General features: G+C 64.9%; 15 protein-coding genes and 2 tRNA genes. 8 read left to right on the plus strand and 9 right to left on the minus strand.

What is annotated here, in order from left to right:
* The first annotated feature begins 12 nt into the window (after positions 1-12).
* Positions 13-1707: a phospho-sugar mutase gene (locus tag EWV37_RS07530; protein WP_129700808.1), complete on the plus strand. Its 1695-nt coding sequence runs from the start codon at positions 13-15 to the stop codon at positions 1705-1707.
* 136 nt (positions 1708-1843) lie between these two features.
* On the opposite strand, the gene EWV37_RS07535 is transcribed toward EWV37_RS07530, so the two are convergent.
* Positions 1844-1931 (minus strand) — tRNA-Ser (locus tag EWV37_RS07535).
* A gap of 202 nt (positions 1932-2133) precedes the next feature.
* Between EWV37_RS07535 and EWV37_RS07540 the strand changes: the two genes are divergently transcribed.
* From EWV37_RS07540 to EWV37_RS07555, 4 genes are all read left to right on the plus strand, one after another.
* Positions 2134-3117: an NAD(P)H-quinone oxidoreductase gene (locus EWV37_RS07540; protein WP_129700810.1), complete on the plus strand. Its 984-nt coding sequence runs from the start codon at positions 2134-2136 to the stop codon at positions 3115-3117.
* Positions 3118-3237: 120 nt separating this feature from the next.
* A complete protein-coding gene (locus EWV37_RS07545) occupies positions 3238-5526 on the plus strand; it encodes a carbon starvation CstA family protein (RefSeq protein ID WP_095797807.1) in 2289 nt (762 codons plus the stop codon).
* Entirely contained in the window at positions 5526-5744 is a 219-nt protein-coding gene (locus EWV37_RS07550) for a YbdD/YjiX family protein (protein ID WP_202976195.1), read from the plus strand. Before EWV37_RS07545 ends, EWV37_RS07550 begins: the two co-directional genes overlap by 1 nt.
* Before the next feature lie 60 nt (positions 5745-5804).
* On the plus strand, positions 5805-6284 hold the full coding sequence (locus EWV37_RS07555; RefSeq protein ID WP_095797809.1) for a hypothetical protein: 480 nt from the start codon (positions 5805-5807) through the stop codon (positions 6282-6284).
* A 14-nt stretch (positions 6285-6298) separates the two neighbouring features.
* On the opposite strand, the gene EWV37_RS07560 is transcribed toward EWV37_RS07555, so the two are convergent.
* The 4 genes from EWV37_RS07560 to EWV37_RS07575 all read right to left on the minus strand — a co-directional run bounded on the left by EWV37_RS07560 (position 6299) and on the right by EWV37_RS07575 (position 9775).
* Entirely contained in the window at positions 6299-6571 is a 273-nt protein-coding gene (locus EWV37_RS07560; RefSeq protein WP_095797810.1) for a hypothetical protein, read from the minus strand.
* The gene (locus EWV37_RS07565; protein WP_095797811.1) at positions 6564-7607 is read right to left on the minus strand and encodes a glycosyltransferase family 2 protein; all 1044 of its coding nucleotides are present in this window, start codon (positions 7605-7607) and stop codon (positions 6564-6566) included. Before EWV37_RS07565 ends, EWV37_RS07560 begins: the two co-directional genes overlap by 8 nt.
* A gap of 237 nt (positions 7608-7844) precedes the next feature.
* Entirely contained in the window at positions 7845-8462 is a 618-nt protein-coding gene (locus EWV37_RS07570) for a response regulator (protein WP_095797812.1), read from the minus strand.
* Positions 8459-9775, minus strand: a complete 1317-nt coding sequence (locus EWV37_RS07575; protein WP_129700814.1) for a sensor histidine kinase — start codon at positions 9773-9775, stop codon at positions 8459-8461. Before EWV37_RS07575 ends, EWV37_RS07570 begins: the two co-directional genes overlap by 4 nt.
* A 219-nt stretch (positions 9776-9994) precedes the next feature.
* On the opposite strand from EWV37_RS07575, the gene EWV37_RS07580 reads away from it, so the two are divergent.
* Together EWV37_RS07580 and EWV37_RS07585 are read left to right on the plus strand one after the other, a co-directional pair.
* Positions 9995-11140, plus strand: coding sequence for an ABC transporter permease (locus tag EWV37_RS07580; protein ID WP_238663135.1), 1146 nt, complete (start codon positions 9995-9997; stop codon positions 11138-11140).
* A 1-nt stretch (position 11141) separates the two neighbouring features.
* Positions 11142-11894 carry an ABC transporter ATP-binding protein gene (locus tag EWV37_RS07585; protein WP_095797815.1) on the plus strand — a complete coding sequence of 251 codons (753 nt, stop codon included), beginning with the start codon at positions 11142-11144 and terminating at the stop codon, positions 11892-11894.
* 140 nt (positions 11895-12034) lie between these two features.
* On the opposite strand, the gene EWV37_RS07590 is transcribed toward EWV37_RS07585, so the two are convergent.
* From EWV37_RS07590 to EWV37_RS07600, 3 genes are all read right to left on the minus strand, one after another.
* A tRNA-Thr gene (locus EWV37_RS07590) sits at positions 12035-12107 on the minus strand.
* An 87-nt stretch (positions 12108-12194) separates the two neighbouring features.
* Entirely contained in the window at positions 12195-13205 is a 1011-nt protein-coding gene (locus tag EWV37_RS07595) for an LLM class flavin-dependent oxidoreductase (protein WP_129700816.1), read from the minus strand.
* A 1-nt stretch (position 13206) separates the two neighbouring features.
* Positions 13207-14592 carry an NtaA/DmoA family FMN-dependent monooxygenase gene (locus EWV37_RS07600; RefSeq protein ID WP_129700817.1) on the minus strand — a complete coding sequence of 462 codons (1386 nt, stop codon included), beginning with the start codon at positions 14590-14592 and terminating at the stop codon, positions 13207-13209.
* 229 nt (positions 14593-14821) lie between these two features.
* Between EWV37_RS07600 and EWV37_RS07605 the strand changes: the two genes are divergently transcribed.
* Entirely contained in the window at positions 14822-16771 is a 1950-nt protein-coding gene (locus EWV37_RS07605) for an FAD/NAD(P)-binding protein (RefSeq protein ID WP_238663137.1), read from the plus strand.
* Between the two features lie 97 nt (positions 16772-16868).
* Here the strand turns inward: EWV37_RS07605 and EWV37_RS07610 are convergent, their stop codons facing one another.
* The gene (locus EWV37_RS07610; RefSeq protein WP_129700821.1) at positions 16869-18452 is read right to left on the minus strand and encodes an alpha/beta hydrolase; all 1584 of its coding nucleotides are present in this window, start codon (positions 18450-18452) and stop codon (positions 16869-16871) included.
* Positions 18453-18465: the final 13 nt, after the last annotated feature.

Below are 18465 nucleotides of genomic sequence, written 5' to 3' on the forward strand. Positions count from 1 at the left end.
GCGGAGGTACGCATGACCGTTGAACTCTTATCGTCTGTCCGCAGTTGGATCGAGCAGGATCCGGACCCGACCACTCGGGCCGAGCTCGAAACGCTCGTGACCAGTGCTGAGTCGAATGATCAGGCCGCTCTGGAGGATCTCGCGTCTCGCTTTGCGGGGCCGCTCATGTTCGGCACCGCAGGCCTGCGCGCTGCCGTGGGTGCGGGTGAATCCCGCATGAACCGCGCGGTGGTCATTCGCGCCACCGCCGGTCTCGCGGCATTCCTCACCGAACGCGTGGGGGAGCGGCCCGTGGTGGTCGTCGGTTGCGATGCCCGCCACGGTTCGGAGGATTTCGCCGCCGACGCCGCCGCCGTCCTCGCTGCCGCCGGTTGCCGAGCCATTCGGTTGCCCGCCCAGCTACCCACTCCCGTGGTGGCCTATGCCGTGCGGGAACTCGGGGCGGACGCCGGCTTGATGGTCACGGCGTCCCACAATCCTCCGGCCGATAACGGGTACAAGGTGTACCTGGGCGGTCGCGCGGTCGATTCCGATGACGAGCGCGGCGTGCAGATCGTGCCCCCGGACGACGCGCACATTGCCGAGCGGATTGCGGCGGCCCCGCTCGCCAACGAAGTGGCGCGGGATGAAGCTGGTGTGGAATGGGCGGATGACTCACTGCTCGATGGATACGTGTCCCGCGCGGCGTCCCTGCGTGGCACCGCGGAGCCCTCCGATGTGCGGATCGTCCTGACCCCGATGCACGGTGTGGGTGGCGAGACCGCAGTTCGCGTGCTCGATCAGGCCGGTTTCCCGAACGTCACGGTGGTTCCGGAGCAGGCGCAGCCCGACCCCGAGTTCCCCACCGTGGTGTTCCCGAATCCGGAGGAGCCGGGTGCCATGGACCTGGCCGTAGCCCTGGGCTCGGTGGAGAACGCGGACGTGGTTATTGCTCTCGATCCGGACGCAGACCGCTGCGCCATCGCGATTCCGAGCACCTCGGACACCGGAGAGACCTCGTGGCGGCGACTCACCGGTGACGAGCTCGGCGCGCTGTTGGGCGAGCACGCGGCGTCGGACCCTGAACGCAGCGGCGACACCCTGGCCTGCTCGATCGTCTCGGGACGACTGCTCGGCCGGATTGCTGAGCATCACGGACTGAAGTTCCGCCAGACCCTCACCGGCTTCAAGTGGATCGCTCGCACCCCCGGGCTGCGGTTCGGTTATGAAGAGGCCATCGGGTACTGCACGGATCCGCTCGCGGTGCGCGATAAGGACGGCATCACTACCGCCGTGCGCGTGGCGTCTTACGTGGATCGGCTCAAGCATTCCAGCGCCACGGTGCAGGGTGAACTGGACCGGCTCGCGCGCCTGCACGGGCTTTACGCAACGGCCCCGCTGACCTTCCGCGTGGCGGATCTGGAACTGATCCCGCAGGGCATGCAGCGGCTGCGAGAGAACCCGCCCGCGGAACTGGCCGGCTCCCCGGTGGTCGAGTACACGGACCTGTCCAAGGGTGGCCCCGAGTTGCTTCCCACCGAGGGCGTGCTCATCCGCACCGAGGCCGACGACCGCGTGATCGTCCGTCCCTCCGGCACCGAGCCCAAGCTCAAGTGCTACCTGGAAGTGGTCCTCCCGGTCGAGGAGGGCGCGGAGATCCCGCGGGATGAGGCAACATCCCGCCTCGAGCGGATCAGCGACGAAATCCGTCAGGCCGTGGGCTTCTAGCGCCACTGCCTGCGATTTATGGTTCCCTATTACCGAAATCGGGCACGAAATCGGGGATAGGGAACCATAAATCATCGCTGCGGACCACGAAGGCCCCGGCACTCCTCAATGGGAGTGCCGGGGCCTTCGTCATGGGCGGAAGGTAAGGGATTTGAACCCTTGGTACGGGGTTACCGCACACTGGTTTTCAAGACCAGCTCCTTAGGCCGCTCGGACAACCTTCCTGACCGTTCGCGGCCGCCCGCGGGGGGCGGTCGCGAACGACACGTCATTATTCCACGTCATCACGGCGCAGGGCCAATACGACGCCGCTCGGGCCGGTGACGCGCGTGGCGAACCGGCCGAGCGGCGTCGGAATCTAGCCGCGACTGTGAATCCGCGTAAGGATGGAGGGAGAAGGAAGACAAGCAGCGAGAAGGAGAATCCATGCGCGCGGTACGAGATATTGAATCGGGTGGCCCCGAGGTCCTGAAGGTCACGGAGATCGACGATCCTTCGGTCAGCGGGGATGGCGTGCTGATCGAGGTGGTGGCCGCGGGTATCAATCGCGCGGACGTGCTGCAGCGGCAGGGTAACTACCCCGTGCCTCCGGACGCGACCGACGTGTTCGGCCTCGAGGTTTCGGGAACCGTTGCCGAACTCGGCCCGGATGTGCCGTCTGAGGCGGGACTCAACGTGGGAGACAAGGTTGTAGCCCTGCTGGATTCCGGCGGTTACGCGGAAAAGGTCGTCGCACCGTGGCCGCAGGTGCTCCCCGCACCGGAAGGAATGGACCTGGTGGAGGCGGCCGCACTGCCGGAGGTGGCAGCCACGGTGTTCTCCAACGTGTTCATGGCCGCGGCCGCGCGCGAGGGGGAGACCCTGCTCGTCCACGGCGGCGCCGGTGGCATCGGAACCCACGCAATTCAGGTGGCCAAGGCCCTGGGCCTGACGGTGCTGGCCACCGTGGGCAGTCAGGAGAAGGCCGACTTTGTGACCGAACTCGGAGCCACGGCCATCAAGTACGAGGACGAAGACTTCGTGGAGCGGGTCAAGGAACTGACCGACGGCCACGGGGCGGACGTGATTCTCGATGTCATGGGCGCCAAGTACCTGGAGCCCAACGTCAAGGCACTGGCGAACAACGGCCGCATCACCATCATCGGCATGCAGGGTGGGGTCAAGGGAGAGCTGAACATCGGCCGCTTGATGAACAAGCGAGGCGCGGTCATCGGGACCACACTGCGTTCGCGTCCCCTGAGCGAGAAGGCCCAGATCATGGGTGCGGTGCGTCAGATCGTGTGGCCGCACGTGGAGTCCGGTGAGGTGCGACCCATCCTGGACAAGACCTTCCCCTTGGAGCTGGTTCGCGAGGCCCACGAATACTTCGACTCCGGCTCGCACATCGGCAAGGTGCTCCTGACCATGTGAGAACCGGGTTGACACGGCGGCGGCCGTGGTTGTTTGGGATGCGTGCCATGTGGAATAGAATCCCGCTTGCGGAGTCCCCAAGGATTCTGAGCGAATTCACACGAGATTCGGAGCTTCCCCATGAGCACTACCCACCGCGGCCCCGCCGCCGGGTCTCCCCAGCCGGGCGGATCCCCCTCGACTGATCTACCACCCAACCACGTGGACCCCGAGGTCCTCGAGGCCGAACAAACCCGCTGGACGCCCCTGCGCATCGCGGTGTGGGTCGGCATCGCCCTGCTCGGCGCTTTCGCGTGGGTCATGATCGCCTTTGCCCGCGGCGAGTCGGTCAATGCCATTTGGTTCGTTTTTGCCGCGGTGTGCAGTTACTTCATTGCGTACCGGTTCTACTCCAAGTTCATCGAGGCAAAACTCACGCGGCCGGATGACCGCCGCGCCACTCCGGCCGAGTACATGGCCAATGGCAAGGACTACATGCCCACGGATCGCCGTGTGCTGTACGGCCACCACTTCGCCGCCATTGCCGGTGCCGGTCCGCTGGTCGGACCCGTGCTCGCCGCCCAGATGGGCTACCTGCCCGGCACCATTTGGATCATCGTGGGTGTGATCCTTGCCGGCGCGGTCCAGGACTACCTGGTGCTGTTCTTCTCCATGCGCCGCGGCGGTCGATCCCTGGGCCAGATGGCCCGCGAGGAACTGGGCACCGTGGGTGGTTACGCGGCCATCATCGCGACCCTGGCGATCATGATCATCATCGTGGCCATCCTGGCGCTGGTGGTCGTCAACGCCCTGGGCGAGTCCCCGTGGGGTGTGTTCTCCGTGGGTATGACCATCCCCATCGCGCTTTTCATGGGCGTGTATCTGCGTTACCTGCGCCCCGGCAAGGTCATGGAGATCTCCATCATCGGCTTCATCCTGCTCATGGCGGCCATCGTGGCCGGCGGGTGGGTGGCCGAGACCGAGTTGGGCGCTCAGCTGTTCACCCTGGACCGCATCACTCTGGCGTGGTGCGTGATCATCTACGGCTTCATCGCTGCAGTGCTGCCCGTGTGGTTGCTGCTGTCCCCGCGTGACTACCTCTCCACGTTCATGAAGGTCGGCACCATCGTGCTGTTGGCCGCCGCGATCGTGGTGGTGCGCCCGGAGATCACCGTTCCGGCCGTCTCCGAATTCGCGGGACGCTCCGACGGCCCCGTGTTCACCGGTTCGCTCTTCCCGTTCCTGTTCGTCACCATCGCGTGTGGTGCGCTGTCCGGGTTCCACGCGCTCATTGCCTCCGGCACCACCCCCAAGATGATCGAGAAGGAACGCCAGACCCGGTTCATCGGCTACGGCGGCATGCTCATGGAGTCCTTCGTGGCGATCATGGCGCTGGTTGCTGCCGTGTCCATCGACCGCGGTATCTACTTCGCGATGAACTCGTCCCCGGCCGTGACCATGGGAACCGTCGAGGGCGCCGCCGCTTTCGTGAACTCACTGGGCCTCTCCGGTGTGCACGTCACGCCCGAACTACTGCAGGGCACCGCGGACGCCGTGGGCGAGGAATCCATCGTCTCCCGTACCGGTGGCGCGCCGACCCTGGCCGTGGGCCTGGCCCACATCATGAACCAGTGGATCGGCGGCGCATCCATGATGAGCTTCTGGTACCACTTCGCGATCATGTTCGAGGCGCTGTTCATCCTCACCGCAGTTGACGCCGGTACCCGCGTGGCCCGCTTCATGCTCACCGATACCCTGGGCAACTTCATTCCCAAATTCCGCGACACCGACTGGAGACTCGGGGCGTGGCTCACCACGGCCATCATGGTGGCCGGCTGGGGGTCCATCCTGATCCTGGGCGTGACCGACCCACTGGGCGGTATCAACACGTTCTTCCCGCTGTTCGGTATTTCCAATCAGCTGCTGGCGGCCATTGCGCTCGCGGTGTGCCTGGCGATTGCAGCGAACCTCAAACGGTTCAAGTACCTGTGGATCATCATGATTCCGCTGCTCTTCGACGTGGTGGTCACCATGACGGGTTCGTGGCACAAGATCTTCTCCTCGGATCCCACCGTGGGGTACTGGGCGAACCACTTCCGCTTCAAGGAGGCCCTGGCCAACGGCGAGACCAGCCTGGGCACCGCCCAGAACGTGGAGGCCATGGAAGCCGTGGTCCGGAACACCCTGGTGCAGGGCACGCTGTCCGTCCTGTTCGCGGTCCTCACGATCATCGTGGTGACCATGGCGTTCATCGAGATGGTCAAGGCCTTCCGCGGTCATCAGCGCGCGTCCCACGAGGACCCGGCCGTGGAGTCCCGCTACTACGCGCCGTCGGGAATGCTCTCGACGCCTTCCGAGAAGGCCCTGGCCAAGGAATGGGACGCCCTGCCGTACGAGCAGCGGGTCCCCACGGGACACGGTCACCACTGATGTCGGATTCACGGACGACGCCGCTCGGGGACCTTGCGCGGTCATGGGCCCGTTCCGCACTCCGGTTCGGCAACGGTGTGCTGGGCGCGGACAAGTATGAGAAGTACCTCGACTACCACCGAGCGAGTGGACAACCCGGTGAGCCCATGACGGAACGCGAGTTCTGGAGGGATTATCAGGACTGGCAGGACCACAACCCGCAGGGTCGGTGCTGCTGAAGCGATACCATGAACCGCCGCGTCTTGGACGCGGCGGTTCATGCATGAAAGGGGCACTGCGTGGGTTTCTTACGCGATTACGTGGCTACCCGTCGCGACGACCAGGAATTGGGTCGCGGCGTGTGGCGGCGTGCTCACGACCGTTTCCAGCGAGGTCTGGACCGGTACCACCAGATGTTGGAGGGCGTGACGGACCCCGATCTTCGCGCCGGGGCGATCCCGATCGCCAACGACCTCGCGGATCTGTTGCCGCGAGTGCGCCAGGTCTGTATGGAGGCCCACCGTCGCGCGCCGTCCGAAACACAGGACATCCCCGCGTCCAAAGGCGGTTATCTCTCGGACGTCCACCGCCAACTGTCCCGCAGCGGGAATGCCATGGCACAAACGGCGGAGGCGCTGACCATGGCGCGGTTCGCGGCGTCGTCGGCGAATTCGACGGACGAGGAAAGCAAAAGCGACCCGCGCGTTCAAGGAATCGAACGACGGGCCGCCAGCGTGCACGAATGCGTGGAGCAGGCAGAAGCCTTGCTGCGCGACTAGACCTTGCTGAGAGACTAGGCGGCGAGCTGCTGGGGCTGTGCCTCCTGGATGCGACGATTCCGGTAGTACTGCAGCGTGTCGAGTACGGCGGAATCCGTGGCGGCCGCGTGACGGCCGCGGCGGCGCTTCCGCACCGTGAACCACACCGAACGCACCGTGGTGATCAGGGCGAGCGTGGCAAAGAAGAGGACACCCACGGACAGGATGTTCTGTGAAACGGTGAGACTCACGCCTGCGAGTCCTGCGGCGGCTACGGGCATGGCCTGGGTGAGATCTACGCTATACATTGACGGCGGTACCTTCCTCTACTTCTACGTGGTGCCACGAGCCGGTCTGGCCCGTGAGGTGCTGGTGGACAGCCGCGACGAACGCGGACTGCAGGATCAGTGCATAAATCAGTTCGGGGAGTACGAGCGCCGCGGTGAAGCGGGCCTGCCAGCCGAGCTTCCACACTGTGACGGTGCGTTCCACGGCGAACACGGCGCCCACCGCGAGCCAGAACGGGTTCAGTGCGAACCAACCGAACACGAGTGACATGGCCGTGAGCGTCAGATACAGGGACATGAGCCCCACGGACAGGCAGAGCATGAGCTGCTGGCGCCAGTACGGGGCCGAGACGCGTGTGAAGCCGTAGGCGGTCACGTTCTGCAGAGCGCCCAGGTACCAGCGGCGGCGCTGCAGGAACAGCAGCTTGACCGACGGCATCATCTCGGTCGTGGACTCGCATTCGACCGGTGAGCACAAGCGGTACCCCACGGTCTTCAGATCCAGCGTTAGACGCATGTCCTCGGTGATGGAGCCCAGGTCGTAGTAACGACCGAAGTGCTCCTTGACCGCTTCCATGGCGTCCCAGCGGATCAATGCCGCGGTGCCGGAGAGTACGAAAGTCTGATCGGTGCGTTCGATCTGCTCCGCGTAGCGGGCCCATTCCAGACGCTGCATGTACTGCAGGTAGCCTTCCGGGTCCACACCACCGAAGACAGCTCCCACGGCACCCATTTTCGGGTCGCGCAGCCGCTCAAGGGCGATCTCGATGAATTGCGGTGCCAATTCGGTGTCCGCGTCCATGACCATCACATGCCGTGGGTTCATGGTCGAGACGACCTCGAGGGCCTGATTGAGCGCACCGGCCTTGCGGTGCGTGTTGTCGACACTCTCCATCACGTCCGCCCCCGCGGCCCGTGCGATCTCCACGGTGTTGTCCGTGGAGTTGTCGGAAACCACCAGAATACGATCCGGTGAATGTGTTTGATGTAACAAGGACGTGATGGTGCCTTGAATACTTTGTGCTTCGTTATGGGCAGGAATGATCGCAACGATCATGTTGGTGATCGGTCCTTCTACGTGTGATAAAGAGCGTGGAAGACTCTCAACCTCTCCCCAAGGTTTCTTACTGAAAGTCCACCGCACTCGCGCGTCCCCTGTGCGCTTTGAATCGCTGACCGAGAGCCCAATCCCCGTCAGTGTTCGTTATTAAGAGTATAGGCGCTGGTAGTGCACTAAAATCCACCCTGCTGGGGACAACGCCCCAGGTTACAGCAGCTTTTTGGGGGACAAGTATCAGATAATGCGTTGTTGTCTGGCTCGATCGATGGCCGCTGTCCGATTGTCCACATTGAGTTTGTTGTAGACGTGAACTAGATGCGTTTTCACGGTTGCCTCGGAGATGAACAATTGCTTTGCCATGCTGCGATTACTTGCACCGGTAGCCGCTAATTCAAGTATTTCAATTTCACGCGGCGATAAAGCCGATGCGGGTTTTGTGGTGCGCATCACTAATTGCGCGGTTACTTGTGGGGAAAGCACCGGGCGATTCGCGGCGGCGTCGAGAACTGCCTGGCGCAATGTTTCTTCCGGTGCGTCCTTCAACAGGTACCCGGTGGCCCCGGCTTCCAGTGCGGAGAGGATGTCCGACTGCGTGTCGTACGTGGTGAGGATCAGCACGGGAGGTCCGCCGGCGGCGCGAATGGCACGTGTCGCATCGATGCCCGTGGGCCCGGGGCCCATCTGGATGTCCATGACCACCACATCGATGTCGTCGTGGCGGGATCGCTGTTGAGCGGACAGCGCGTCCCGTGCCTCAGCCACCACGGTGATGTCCGGGAGACCTTCCAACACGGCCCGCAGTCCGGCACGCACCACGGGGTGATCGTCGACCAATAGGACTCGAGTGCTCATGATGATTCTCCGGAGAGGTCGTTGTCGGGGGAGCTCTGAGGTTCCGTGCTGTTGAGGGCGGGGTCAACAAGGCTGGACGCCGGATTCGGACGCGGCGGTTTCAAGGGAAGCCGCACGGTCACTGCGGTGCCGTCCCCGGGTGCGGACTCAACGGTGGCGATTCCACCGGCGGCCGTCACCCGTTCATGGAGGCCGGGCAAACCGAAACCGTTGGACCCGTCCCTGGGTGGCAGCCGATCCGGTGAGAAGCCCACACCGTTGTCGACCACGTCCACGCTCACCTCGTGCTCCCACCAGGAGAGGCTGGCCACGGCCTGGCGAGCGTGTGCGTGTGAGGCCACATTGGCCAGCAGAGTTTGCGCGGCGCGCAACAGCACCGTCTGCTGAGCGAACTCGGCCTGTCCCGCGCCGTCCTCAGTGAACGTCACGGTGAGATCTTCCCCGCGGGCGCGGGCCTGCTCCGTGGTTCGCTCGCTCAGCTGACGCAGCGCATCGGCCAACGGAACAGCCAGGGCCGGGGACGAGAGGTTGTGGACGAACCGCCGTGCCTCCGCCAGGTTCTCGGACGCCGCGGTCTCGATGGTGCCCAGCCGTTCATCGGTGCGCCGCATGTCTACCTCGGACAGGGACGACCTGGCGGCACGGGACATCAGGACGATCGACGAAAGCCCCTGAGCCAACGTGTCGTGGATTTCGCGGGCCAAGCGTTCACGTTCGGTGGCCTGGCCGGCGGCACGTTCGGTGCGGGCCAGTTCCGAACGTGTGTTTTCCAGCGCAGTCAACGTGCGCTGATACCGCAGCACGTCCTGATACATGGCCCGGTAGGAAGAAGCCATGATCACGGAGAACACCGCGCCCAGGGCGGGACCGTAGACCATGGCGGACGTGAACTCATCGGCACCGATGTGCAGCCGTTGGGACAGCACCACCACGCCCGTCATAACCACCACGCAGGCCAGTGCGACGGCCCGCGGTAGTAGCAGCAGGAACAAGAAGAAGAGTGGGAACACCACGGAGATGAAGTCGACGCTCATGAGGACCAGGGCGCCCCACAGCACGGAGATCATCACGAGCCACGGAATCGCCAGGAATCGAGGATTTCGATCACTGCGACCGTGGGCGTACCGGTTCTCCCACACGGTGCCCACCAAGTACACGGCAGCCAGCAAGCACGCCAAGCACAGGGACCACGCGAACTTCATGGGCGGGTCCGAGGCCATCCGCAGCACGCCGAGCAACAACAGCCCCGCGAAACTCACGTGGAGGGCCAGCCGCAGTGCCCGCAGCACCCGGGCGGTCGAGGTCGTTTCCACCTGAGTCTGCCTTTCGTGCCGGTTCGCTGGTCTCAAAGCGAGGATGACGACGCCGCGGCGGCGTCGTCGGTCTCGCTAGCGCAGCATACGCGGCGAACCCGAGCGGCAGATCCACCAAAAGGTGGATTGTGCACTCAACTCAACGGCATCGGAAGGTCGCTCGGATGCGCGATGTGACGGCGAGGGATTTTCGGGAACCTGAAATGGAAGAAATCTGTCATGAAGGGACCGGAGGTACCTATGTTCGTCTCGGTGAGAGACATCGTTTTCGCCAAGGGGCGTGTAGCCCTGGTGGCGTCGGTGGTCGCGCTGATCACCATTCTCCTGATCATGTTGAGCGGGTTGACCAACGGATTGGGCAAGCAGAACACCGCCGCGTTGGAAACGCTGGACGCGCAGCGCATCGTGTTCGGTCCGGCCGAGGGCACGGAGGAAATGCCCTCGTTGACCACCTCGCAGATCACCCAGGAGCAGCTGGACGCCTGGACCGCGGAGCCCGCGGTTGAGCACGCCGAACCGCTCGTGGTCACGCTGACGCAGGTGGGCTCGGATTCAAAGGTAACCACCGGTGCCGTAATGGGCCTGCCCCAGGATTCGATGTTCGCGCAGAAGGTCGACCTGCTCGAAGGTCAGCACCGCCCCGACGACGGCCAGATCGTGCTGTCGGAGTCCTATACGGAGGACCTGGGCATCGGCCTGGGTGACACCGTGGGTATTGGCGGCAAGGATCTTGAGGTCGTCGGGTTCGTTGCGGACGAGTTCTACAGCCACCTGCCCGTGGCGTGGCTGACCGATGCGGACGCCCTGGCGGTCGCTCATCAGCCCAGCGCCACCGTGGGGACCGAGATCATGGTCCAGTTCGCGGACGGCACCGATTCCGCTCAGATGGACGAGATCGCGACCAACCTGGACGGGCGGGTCGACACCATCACCCAGACGACCCGAGAGTCGTTCCAGGCCATCCCGTCCTATTCCTCCGAGAACGGCTCGCTCATGCTCATGCAGGCTTTCCTGTACGGGATCTCTGCGCTCGTGGTGATTTCGTTCATCACCGTGTGGACCGTTCAGCGCACCCGCGATGTAGCCGTACTGCGCGCACTGGGCGCCTCACGCGGGTACCTGGTGCGCGACTCCCTGGTGCAGGCCACGCTCGTGGTCGGCCTGGGCGTGATCATCGGCGCTCTCATGGGTGGCCTGATGGGCTGGCTCGTGGCCACGCAGGTCACCGCCGTTCCTTTCCTGTTCTCGCTGGCCGCCGTGGCCATTCCGGCGCTCGGCGTGCTGCTGCTGGGCATCGTGGGTTCGTTGCTCGCCGTACGCCGCGTTGCCAAAGTCGACCCCATGATTGCCCTGGGAGGTAACTGACATGTCCACCACCACTCACACCGCGCCCTGGAACGAGCAGGATCGTGCCGTGGCCGCGCCCGCTTTCGAGCTTCGCAACGTCACGCTGTCCTATCCGGACGGCAAGGGGCCCGACGGCGCTCCCCGCACCATCACCGCGCTCGACAACGTGTCCTTATCGGCCGTTCCCGGCACCATGACCGCGTTGACCGGCCCGTCGGGTTCGGGCAAGTCTTCCCTGTTGGCCGTGGCGTCCACGCTGTTGAAGCCGACTTCGGGTGAGGTGCTCATCGGCGAGACGTCCGTGGGAACACTGTCCGAGAAGGAACGCGCTCGCCTGCGCCGCAACGAGGTGGGCACCGTGTTCCAGCAGCCCAACTTGATTCCCTCGCTCAAGGCCGTGGACCAGTTGGTCGTGACCAGCCACATCCGCGGCGCTCGAGGTGCGGCCAAACGACAGGCTCGCGAACGGGCCCGGCAACTGCTCGAGCTGGTGGGCCTCGAGGACGCCGGGCGGCGCCGCCCGCACGAGCTCTCCGGTGGCCAGCGGCAGCGCGTGAACATTGCCCGCGCGCTCATGGGCGAACCCAAACTGCTTCTGGTGGACGAACCCACGTCCGCTCTGGACCAGCAGCGCTCGGCCGAGGTCATGCAACTGCTCAAGAACCTCACCCGCAAGTTCGACCTGGCCACCGTGGTGGTCACCCACGACCTGGAATTCGTGGACATGGCCGACCGCGAGGTCACCATGCTGGACGGCAAGCTGACCGTCTGATCGCAACTCACCTCGTGGGCGCGCTCCGGTCCGGAAAGGGACACCCCCCGGGGCCAAGCGTGACCATCCGAGCGGAAGTCGCTCGGATACGAGAAAACCCCGGGAACCTGATCAGGTTCCCGGGGTTTTCTTCTGTTCGGAGCCACCTGCCGGAATCGAACCGGCGACCTATTCTTTACGAGGGAATTGCTCTACCGACTGAGCTAAGGTGGCGCAGCAGAACCGAGCACGGTTCAGATGCACCCAAGACAGTAGCAGACAACCCCGCTCAGGCCCCAATCGGCGGGGGTTTTCACCGCATCAGGCGTTCGCGTAGCGGTTCTCCGCCGGTGGCAGGCCCAGGCGCGCGCGCAGGGTGGATTGTTCGTCCGGTGACTCATCAGTGCCAACCAGCTCCGGGACCACCCCGGCGGCCGCGCGCACGGCCAGTTCCACGTCATAGGGGCCGGTCTCCAGGACGACGCCGCTCACTCCGACCTGAACCCACCTCGCCACGATTTCCGGGTCCAGAGCGTCTGCATCGGCGTCAATCACGGCGAGCACACACGCCGACGGGTTCCAGTCGAGAACCTTAACGGCCTCGGGGCCCACGGACTCCGCCGGCAGCAGCACCACGTCGGCCTGTTCCACCGCGCCCCGCAACGCCTCCAGAGGTGCGTCCGGTGCGTGTTCCACGAAGACCGGTAGATGTCCCTGCGTGGGACGGGGGACGATCGAGGGCCCCTTCACAGTGAATTCTTCACTCGCAGAATCGGTGCCACTGAAGTCCACGTAGTGCAGTTTGGAGCGGTCCACGAAACGACCCGTGGCCTGATCGCGGATCTCCGCGTCCGCCTCCCACGAGTCCCACAACCTACGGACCACGTCGATGACGTCCGCGGTTTCCGCCCAGGCGGGGTCTGCGGAAGGTGTGGCGCGCCGACCCACGTTGGCGGCGGCGTCGGCCCCCAGCGAGGGCGCGAACAAGACCCCGGCGCGGCCGTGCGTCGCCCAGTCCAGGGAGGCGCTCTCGGTGCCCATCAGGAACGGCTCGGTGTGAGTCGTGCGCAGGGTCGGCACGACTGCGATGCTCGAGGTCTGCGGGCCAAGCCACGCGGCGGTCTGCAGCGCAGACAAGCGGCCAGCGGCGGGCCCGGCCGCAGGCGCGGTGTCAAGATCGTCGTCGAGCAGCACGAAGGCCGCGCCGGCGGTCTCCGCGTCGAGGGCAGCCTGACGAACAGCGGCACCGGAGAAGTACTTGGCCGGATCTACACGGTCGATTCCCGGGCGAGGGGTAATGCGGGCGGCGATCACGAAGGATGGGGTGCTCATGTCAGGCCTCCTGACCGTTGGTTGCTGCGGCACGAACGTCGGCGCGTGCCTGCGACCACTCGGTCGCGGGGCGGTATTCGTTCAGCTCCATGGTGGCGCGCAGGGCGGGATCGTCTGAGGGATAGGAGTCCGGGTACACGCCCATCTCCTGCAAGCGAGGAATCACCGTGTCGACGAACTCGTCCAAGCCACCCGGGACCACGGTGGGGATCAGGATGAACCCGTCCGCAGCGCGTTCCTGGATGTACTGGTTCATCTTCCGTGCCACGGTGTCCGCCGAACCGACGAACGCGAAACGGGGAGATTCCCGTACCACCAGGTCACGAATGGACAGGTTCTCCGCCTGGGCGATCTCACGCCAGCGCTGTGCGGTGGCCACCGGGTCCTTGACGTGCTTAACGCGTCCCTGGGAGACCTCGGGGCCGTCCAACACGGGGTCGAAGTCGGGGAGCGGGCCGTCCGGATCGAAGGACGACAGGTCCGTGTTCCACACGCGTTCCAGGGTCGCGATTGCGGTGGCGCCCGAGTGCTGGGCATAGGCCTGCTCGCGGGCGCGTCCGGCGGCGTCGGCATCCGTATCGCCCAGGACGTAGGACACTCCGGGGTAGATGCGCAGGTCGTCCTCGGCGCGGCCGTACTTGGCCAGGCGGCTCTTGGTGTCCTTGTAGAAGGCCTTGCCGTCCTCGAGTTCGGAATGACGGGTGAAGATGACGTCCGCGGAACCGGCAGCGAATTCGCGCCCGGAATCCGAATCGCCCGCCTGGAAGATCACGGGATGAACCTGCGGGCTGCGGGGCACGTCGAAGCGCCCGGAGATGTCGAAGAACTCGCTGCGGTGTTCGTACGCACCGGCGGTGTCGTCCGCGTCCTGTGCGGAGGCGGGCCAGGATTCCCAGAGCGTGCGAGCGGCGTCGATGAAGTCCTCGGCCCGCTCATAGCGCTGGGGGTAGGGGAGGTAGCCGCCGCGGCGGAAGTTCTCACCCGTGAAAGCATCGGGGCTGGTCACCACGTTCCACGCAGCGCGGCCACCCGAGAGGTGATCGAGAGTCGCGAACTGGCGTGCCAGTTCGTACGGTTCGTGGAAGGTTGCGGTCAGCGTTCCGGCCAAGCCAATCCGTTCGGTGGCTCCGGCCACGGCGGACAGCACCGTGAGGGTGTCCGGCCGGCCCATGACATCAAGGTCGTAGATCTTGCCGTTCATCTCGCGCAACCGCAGGCCCTCGGCCAGGAACAGGAAATCCATGAGGCCGCGCTCGGCGGTCTGCGCCATGTGAATGAACGAATCCACCGCGATGTGACTTTCGCTGCGCGGATCCGACCAGATCGTGTTGTTGTTGACGCCCGGAAAATGCGCCGCCAGGTGAACTCTGCGCGGTGAGCTGCTCATGACCTACCCTCTAGTCGACTTCGGTCCCGGACACGGTCGAGCGACCGGGCACTCCCGTCCATGGTGCCGCCGCTGCCGCGGAAGATGCCAACCGGCTGACTTGATTCTTCACACGCTGTCACAGAGCGTCACGCCGACCTGCGCGCCCAGGGCAGGCGGGGATAGCGTGACAAGTACTGTCCGCAGTGCCCGCCCGCAGCGCGTGCACGCAACGATCTGGAGGTCACCGGTGGACTCACGCAGCGTCACGTTCGTGGGCGGGGGTCCGCGCGCGGCCATGGTTCTGGAGCGCATCACCGCCAACTACCCGGACGACGCCGCTCCGCTCACCGTTCACGTGGTGGAACCGTTCGAGCTCGGTGCGGGTCGGATCTGGCGATACGACCAATCACCCTTGCTCAAGCTCAACTCCATGGCGCAGGACATCACCATGTTCACGGACGCTTCGGTGGAATGCGAAGGACCGGCTCGCGAAGGTCCCACGTTGTTGGAATGGTGCCATGCCGTCATCGCCGGCGAGATCACCGATCACCGGATCACCGACCCGGAGATCATGCGTCAGGTCCGTGAGTTGGGGCCGGAAAGTTTCCCCACCAGACAACTGCAATCGTTTTATCTGGGATGGTTCTATCGCCGGACTGCGGAGTTGGCGGCTGATAACGTGCGCGTGAAAACCCACCGCGGCATGGTCACCTCCGTGACAGAGAGCGCGAACGGCCACGTGGTGGAGCTCGACTCGGGCGACACCATCGCCACGGACGCCGTGGTCTACACGGTGGGGCACACGGACAGCATGGGCTCCAACACTCAACTCAGCCGCGAACGCACGGCCAGTGCCCGCGGCGGTTTCTACGCCCCGCCGGCCTACACGAACGACGTCGATTACTCCGCCGTCCGTCCGGGGGATCGCGTGATCGTGACCGGTATGGGGCTGGCCTTTATCGACCTCATGGTGCTGTTGTACGAGGGCCGCGGCGGTCGCTTCGAAACCACGGGTGAGCGAGTGGACGGTCAGCCCCGCGAGGGGATTCGCGACGGCGGTCCGCTCAGCTACGTGGCGTGCGGCCAGGAACCTCAGCTCTACGTTGGGTCCCGACGCGGGGTTCCGTACCACAGCAAGATCACCTCCGTACTTTCGGTCGATTCCGAGCCCCTGCAGTTCATCACCCCGGAAACCGTCACCCGATTGTTGGAGCAGCACAGCACCCTCAACTTCCACGAGCATCTGTGGCCGCTCATCAATCAGGAACTCGGCTACCACGTGTATCGCGAGCTGATCGTGGGTCATCCCGAGCGCGCACGGATGAGCTGGGAGGAATTTGCCCCGGCCTACCGCGCGGCTCACTGGGGGAGCAACGAACTGCACCAGTTGGTCCGGAAGGCCATCCCCGACTCCCGCTACCGCGTGGACCTCGCCTCGATCGACCGGCCCTTCGACGACATATTCTTCGAGGACACGCAGCAGGTCCAGGACGCCCTGGTACGCTACATCGAACGCGACCTGACCCTGCGGACCCACCCGGACCACTCAGAGACCCAGGCTCTGTTTCTTGCGCTGTTGCGCACCTACATGGAAATCGGACGACTGGTGCCGTTGGAACACCTGGACGACGAGTCACAGCGGCTCGTTCCCGGTTGGTGGCACGGGTTCTTCAGCTTTGTGGATTCCGGACCTCCGGCCCACCGGTTGCAAGAACTACTGGCGTTGCACCGTGCCGGGTTCATCACGTTCCTGGGCCCCGACCTTGAAATCACCACCGCGCACCCGGACGCCCCCGAGGGTACTCCTGCGTTCCGGGCGCGCTCGCGGGCCGGTGGCGCGGACGTCTCCGCCAACAGCTGGATCGAAGCACGGCTACCCGCACCCACGGTGGTCTCCTCCGCGGACCCGGCGCTGCACCATGTGCACTCCAGCGGAGCGGGGGTCGAGCAGAACTTCGAAACTGAGGACGGCGCCACCGTCAGCACCGGAAAACTCGTCGTGGAATCCACCGGTCACGTGGTCGATCGGGCGGGCGATGTCCGGCCCACCGTGTTCGCCGCGGGTCATTTCACCTCGGCGTGGAACGTGGGGGCATTTGCGCGCCCGAACTCCAATTCCGCACCTTTCCGGCAGTGCGATGCACTGGCACGGACCGTACTGACCGCGCTGGGACTACCGGTGGTTCCAGCCACCTGAACTCGATGCAACCCCCGCGCGTCCGGGGTGCAGGATCCGGGTAAACGGCGATCGTGTCCTCAGCGCTGCCACCGAACCAGCGGCCTTGGCGACATCGCTATGCGCTACCGCACGTGGCGCCCTCGTCAGGCACCGCACCCGAGACGAGGTAGGTATCCACGGCGTCCTTGATGCACGAGTCACCGGACACGTACGCGGTGTGACCCCAGCCGTCGTTGGTCAGGAGCCGAGCATTGCCGAGCTTCTCGACCAGGGCTTCGGACCATGCGTACGGGGTAGCGGGGTCGTGGGTCGTGCCCACCACGAGCAGTGGCTGATCGGTATCTGCGGCGTAGGAATCGAGTGGCTCCACGGGCTCGTCCGGCCAGCCCTGACATGCGGCATCGCCGTAGCTGAGGTAGGGACCGAACGTTGGGGCTTCCCGCTCCATCGTCTGTGCGGCCTCTGCCATGTCCTGCTCCGAGACATTGCGCGAGACGGTGTCCAGGCAATTAACCGCAGTGAAGGCCTCGGACACGTTGGACGTGTACTCGCCGGAGGAGCTGCGGCCATGGTTGGAATCCGAGTAGCTCAAGAGCTCGTCGAAGTTTCCGTCGAAGGCCTTGTCGAGGGCGGAGTTCAGTTGCGGATAGGACGCCGTGGAGTACAGCGGCACCAGGATGCCCTCCACCGCGTTCACCGGGGTGATGCGACGCCCGTCGGACACGGTGATTTCCTCTTCGGCGACCTTGGCGAGCAAGTCCTGGATCTTCTTCATGCCGGCATCCACGCCGTCGTTGCCGACCACGCATTGGTTGTTGGTTTCCTGGCAGTCTTCGACCCAGTGCCGGAGGTTGTCCTCGAAGCCCTTGGCCTGATCGAGTGTCACGGCGCGTTCGTCCATGGTGGGGTCCACCCCGCCGTCCAGTACGAAACGGCCGGTGCGCTGCGGGAACAGGCTCGCGTAGGTGGCGCCGATCTCGGTGCCGTAGGAGAAGCCCAGGTAGTGGGTGGCCGGCTGATCGAAGACGGCACGCATCACGTCCAGGTCCTTGGCCACGGACTGAGTGTCCATGTGGGAGACCACCGGGGACGACTTCTCCTTGCACTTGGTCCCGATCTCCGCGTAGGTGGCGCGCATGTCCGCCACTGTCTCGGACCCCGGATCGAACGCGGGTTCGGCCCGCCACTCGTCCATCTCCTGATCGGTCAGGCACTCGATGCCGTCCGATCGGTCCACGCCGCGGGGGTCGAAGCCCACGATGTCGTAGTTGTCGCGCACGGAGGCGGACGCAAAGAACCCGGCGGACAACATCATGTCCACCCCCGAGCCACCCGGTCCGCCGGGATTGAGGAACAGGGTTCCCTGGGGGTCATCCTCCGAAGACGACAAACGAGAAACCTCCACGAACGTGTCTCCGGCACCCGGGTTCGCATAATCCACGGGAACGATCACTCGCGCGCAGTCGAGGTTCTCGGCGGCGTCCTGATCTTCCGGGGGGTAGTCACATTCGCCCCATGACAGGTCCTGGTTGTAGTAAGTGGCCAACGCGGCATCGGTTCCCGCGGTGACGTTCGGATCAGCCTCGGACGTTGCCGCTGGCTCGGAGTCTTGGCCCGACTGAGGCGCACAACCGGTCAGGGCGAGAGCCGCTACGGCAACGGAAGCGGCCAGCGAACGGGCCGTGCGAGTACGAGTCACGAGTTTCCTTTCG

It is taken from the genome of Kocuria carniphila (genome assembly GCF_004136555.1).
GTDB classification, from domain to species: domain Bacteria; phylum Actinomycetota; class Actinomycetes; order Actinomycetales; family Micrococcaceae; genus Kocuria; species Kocuria carniphila.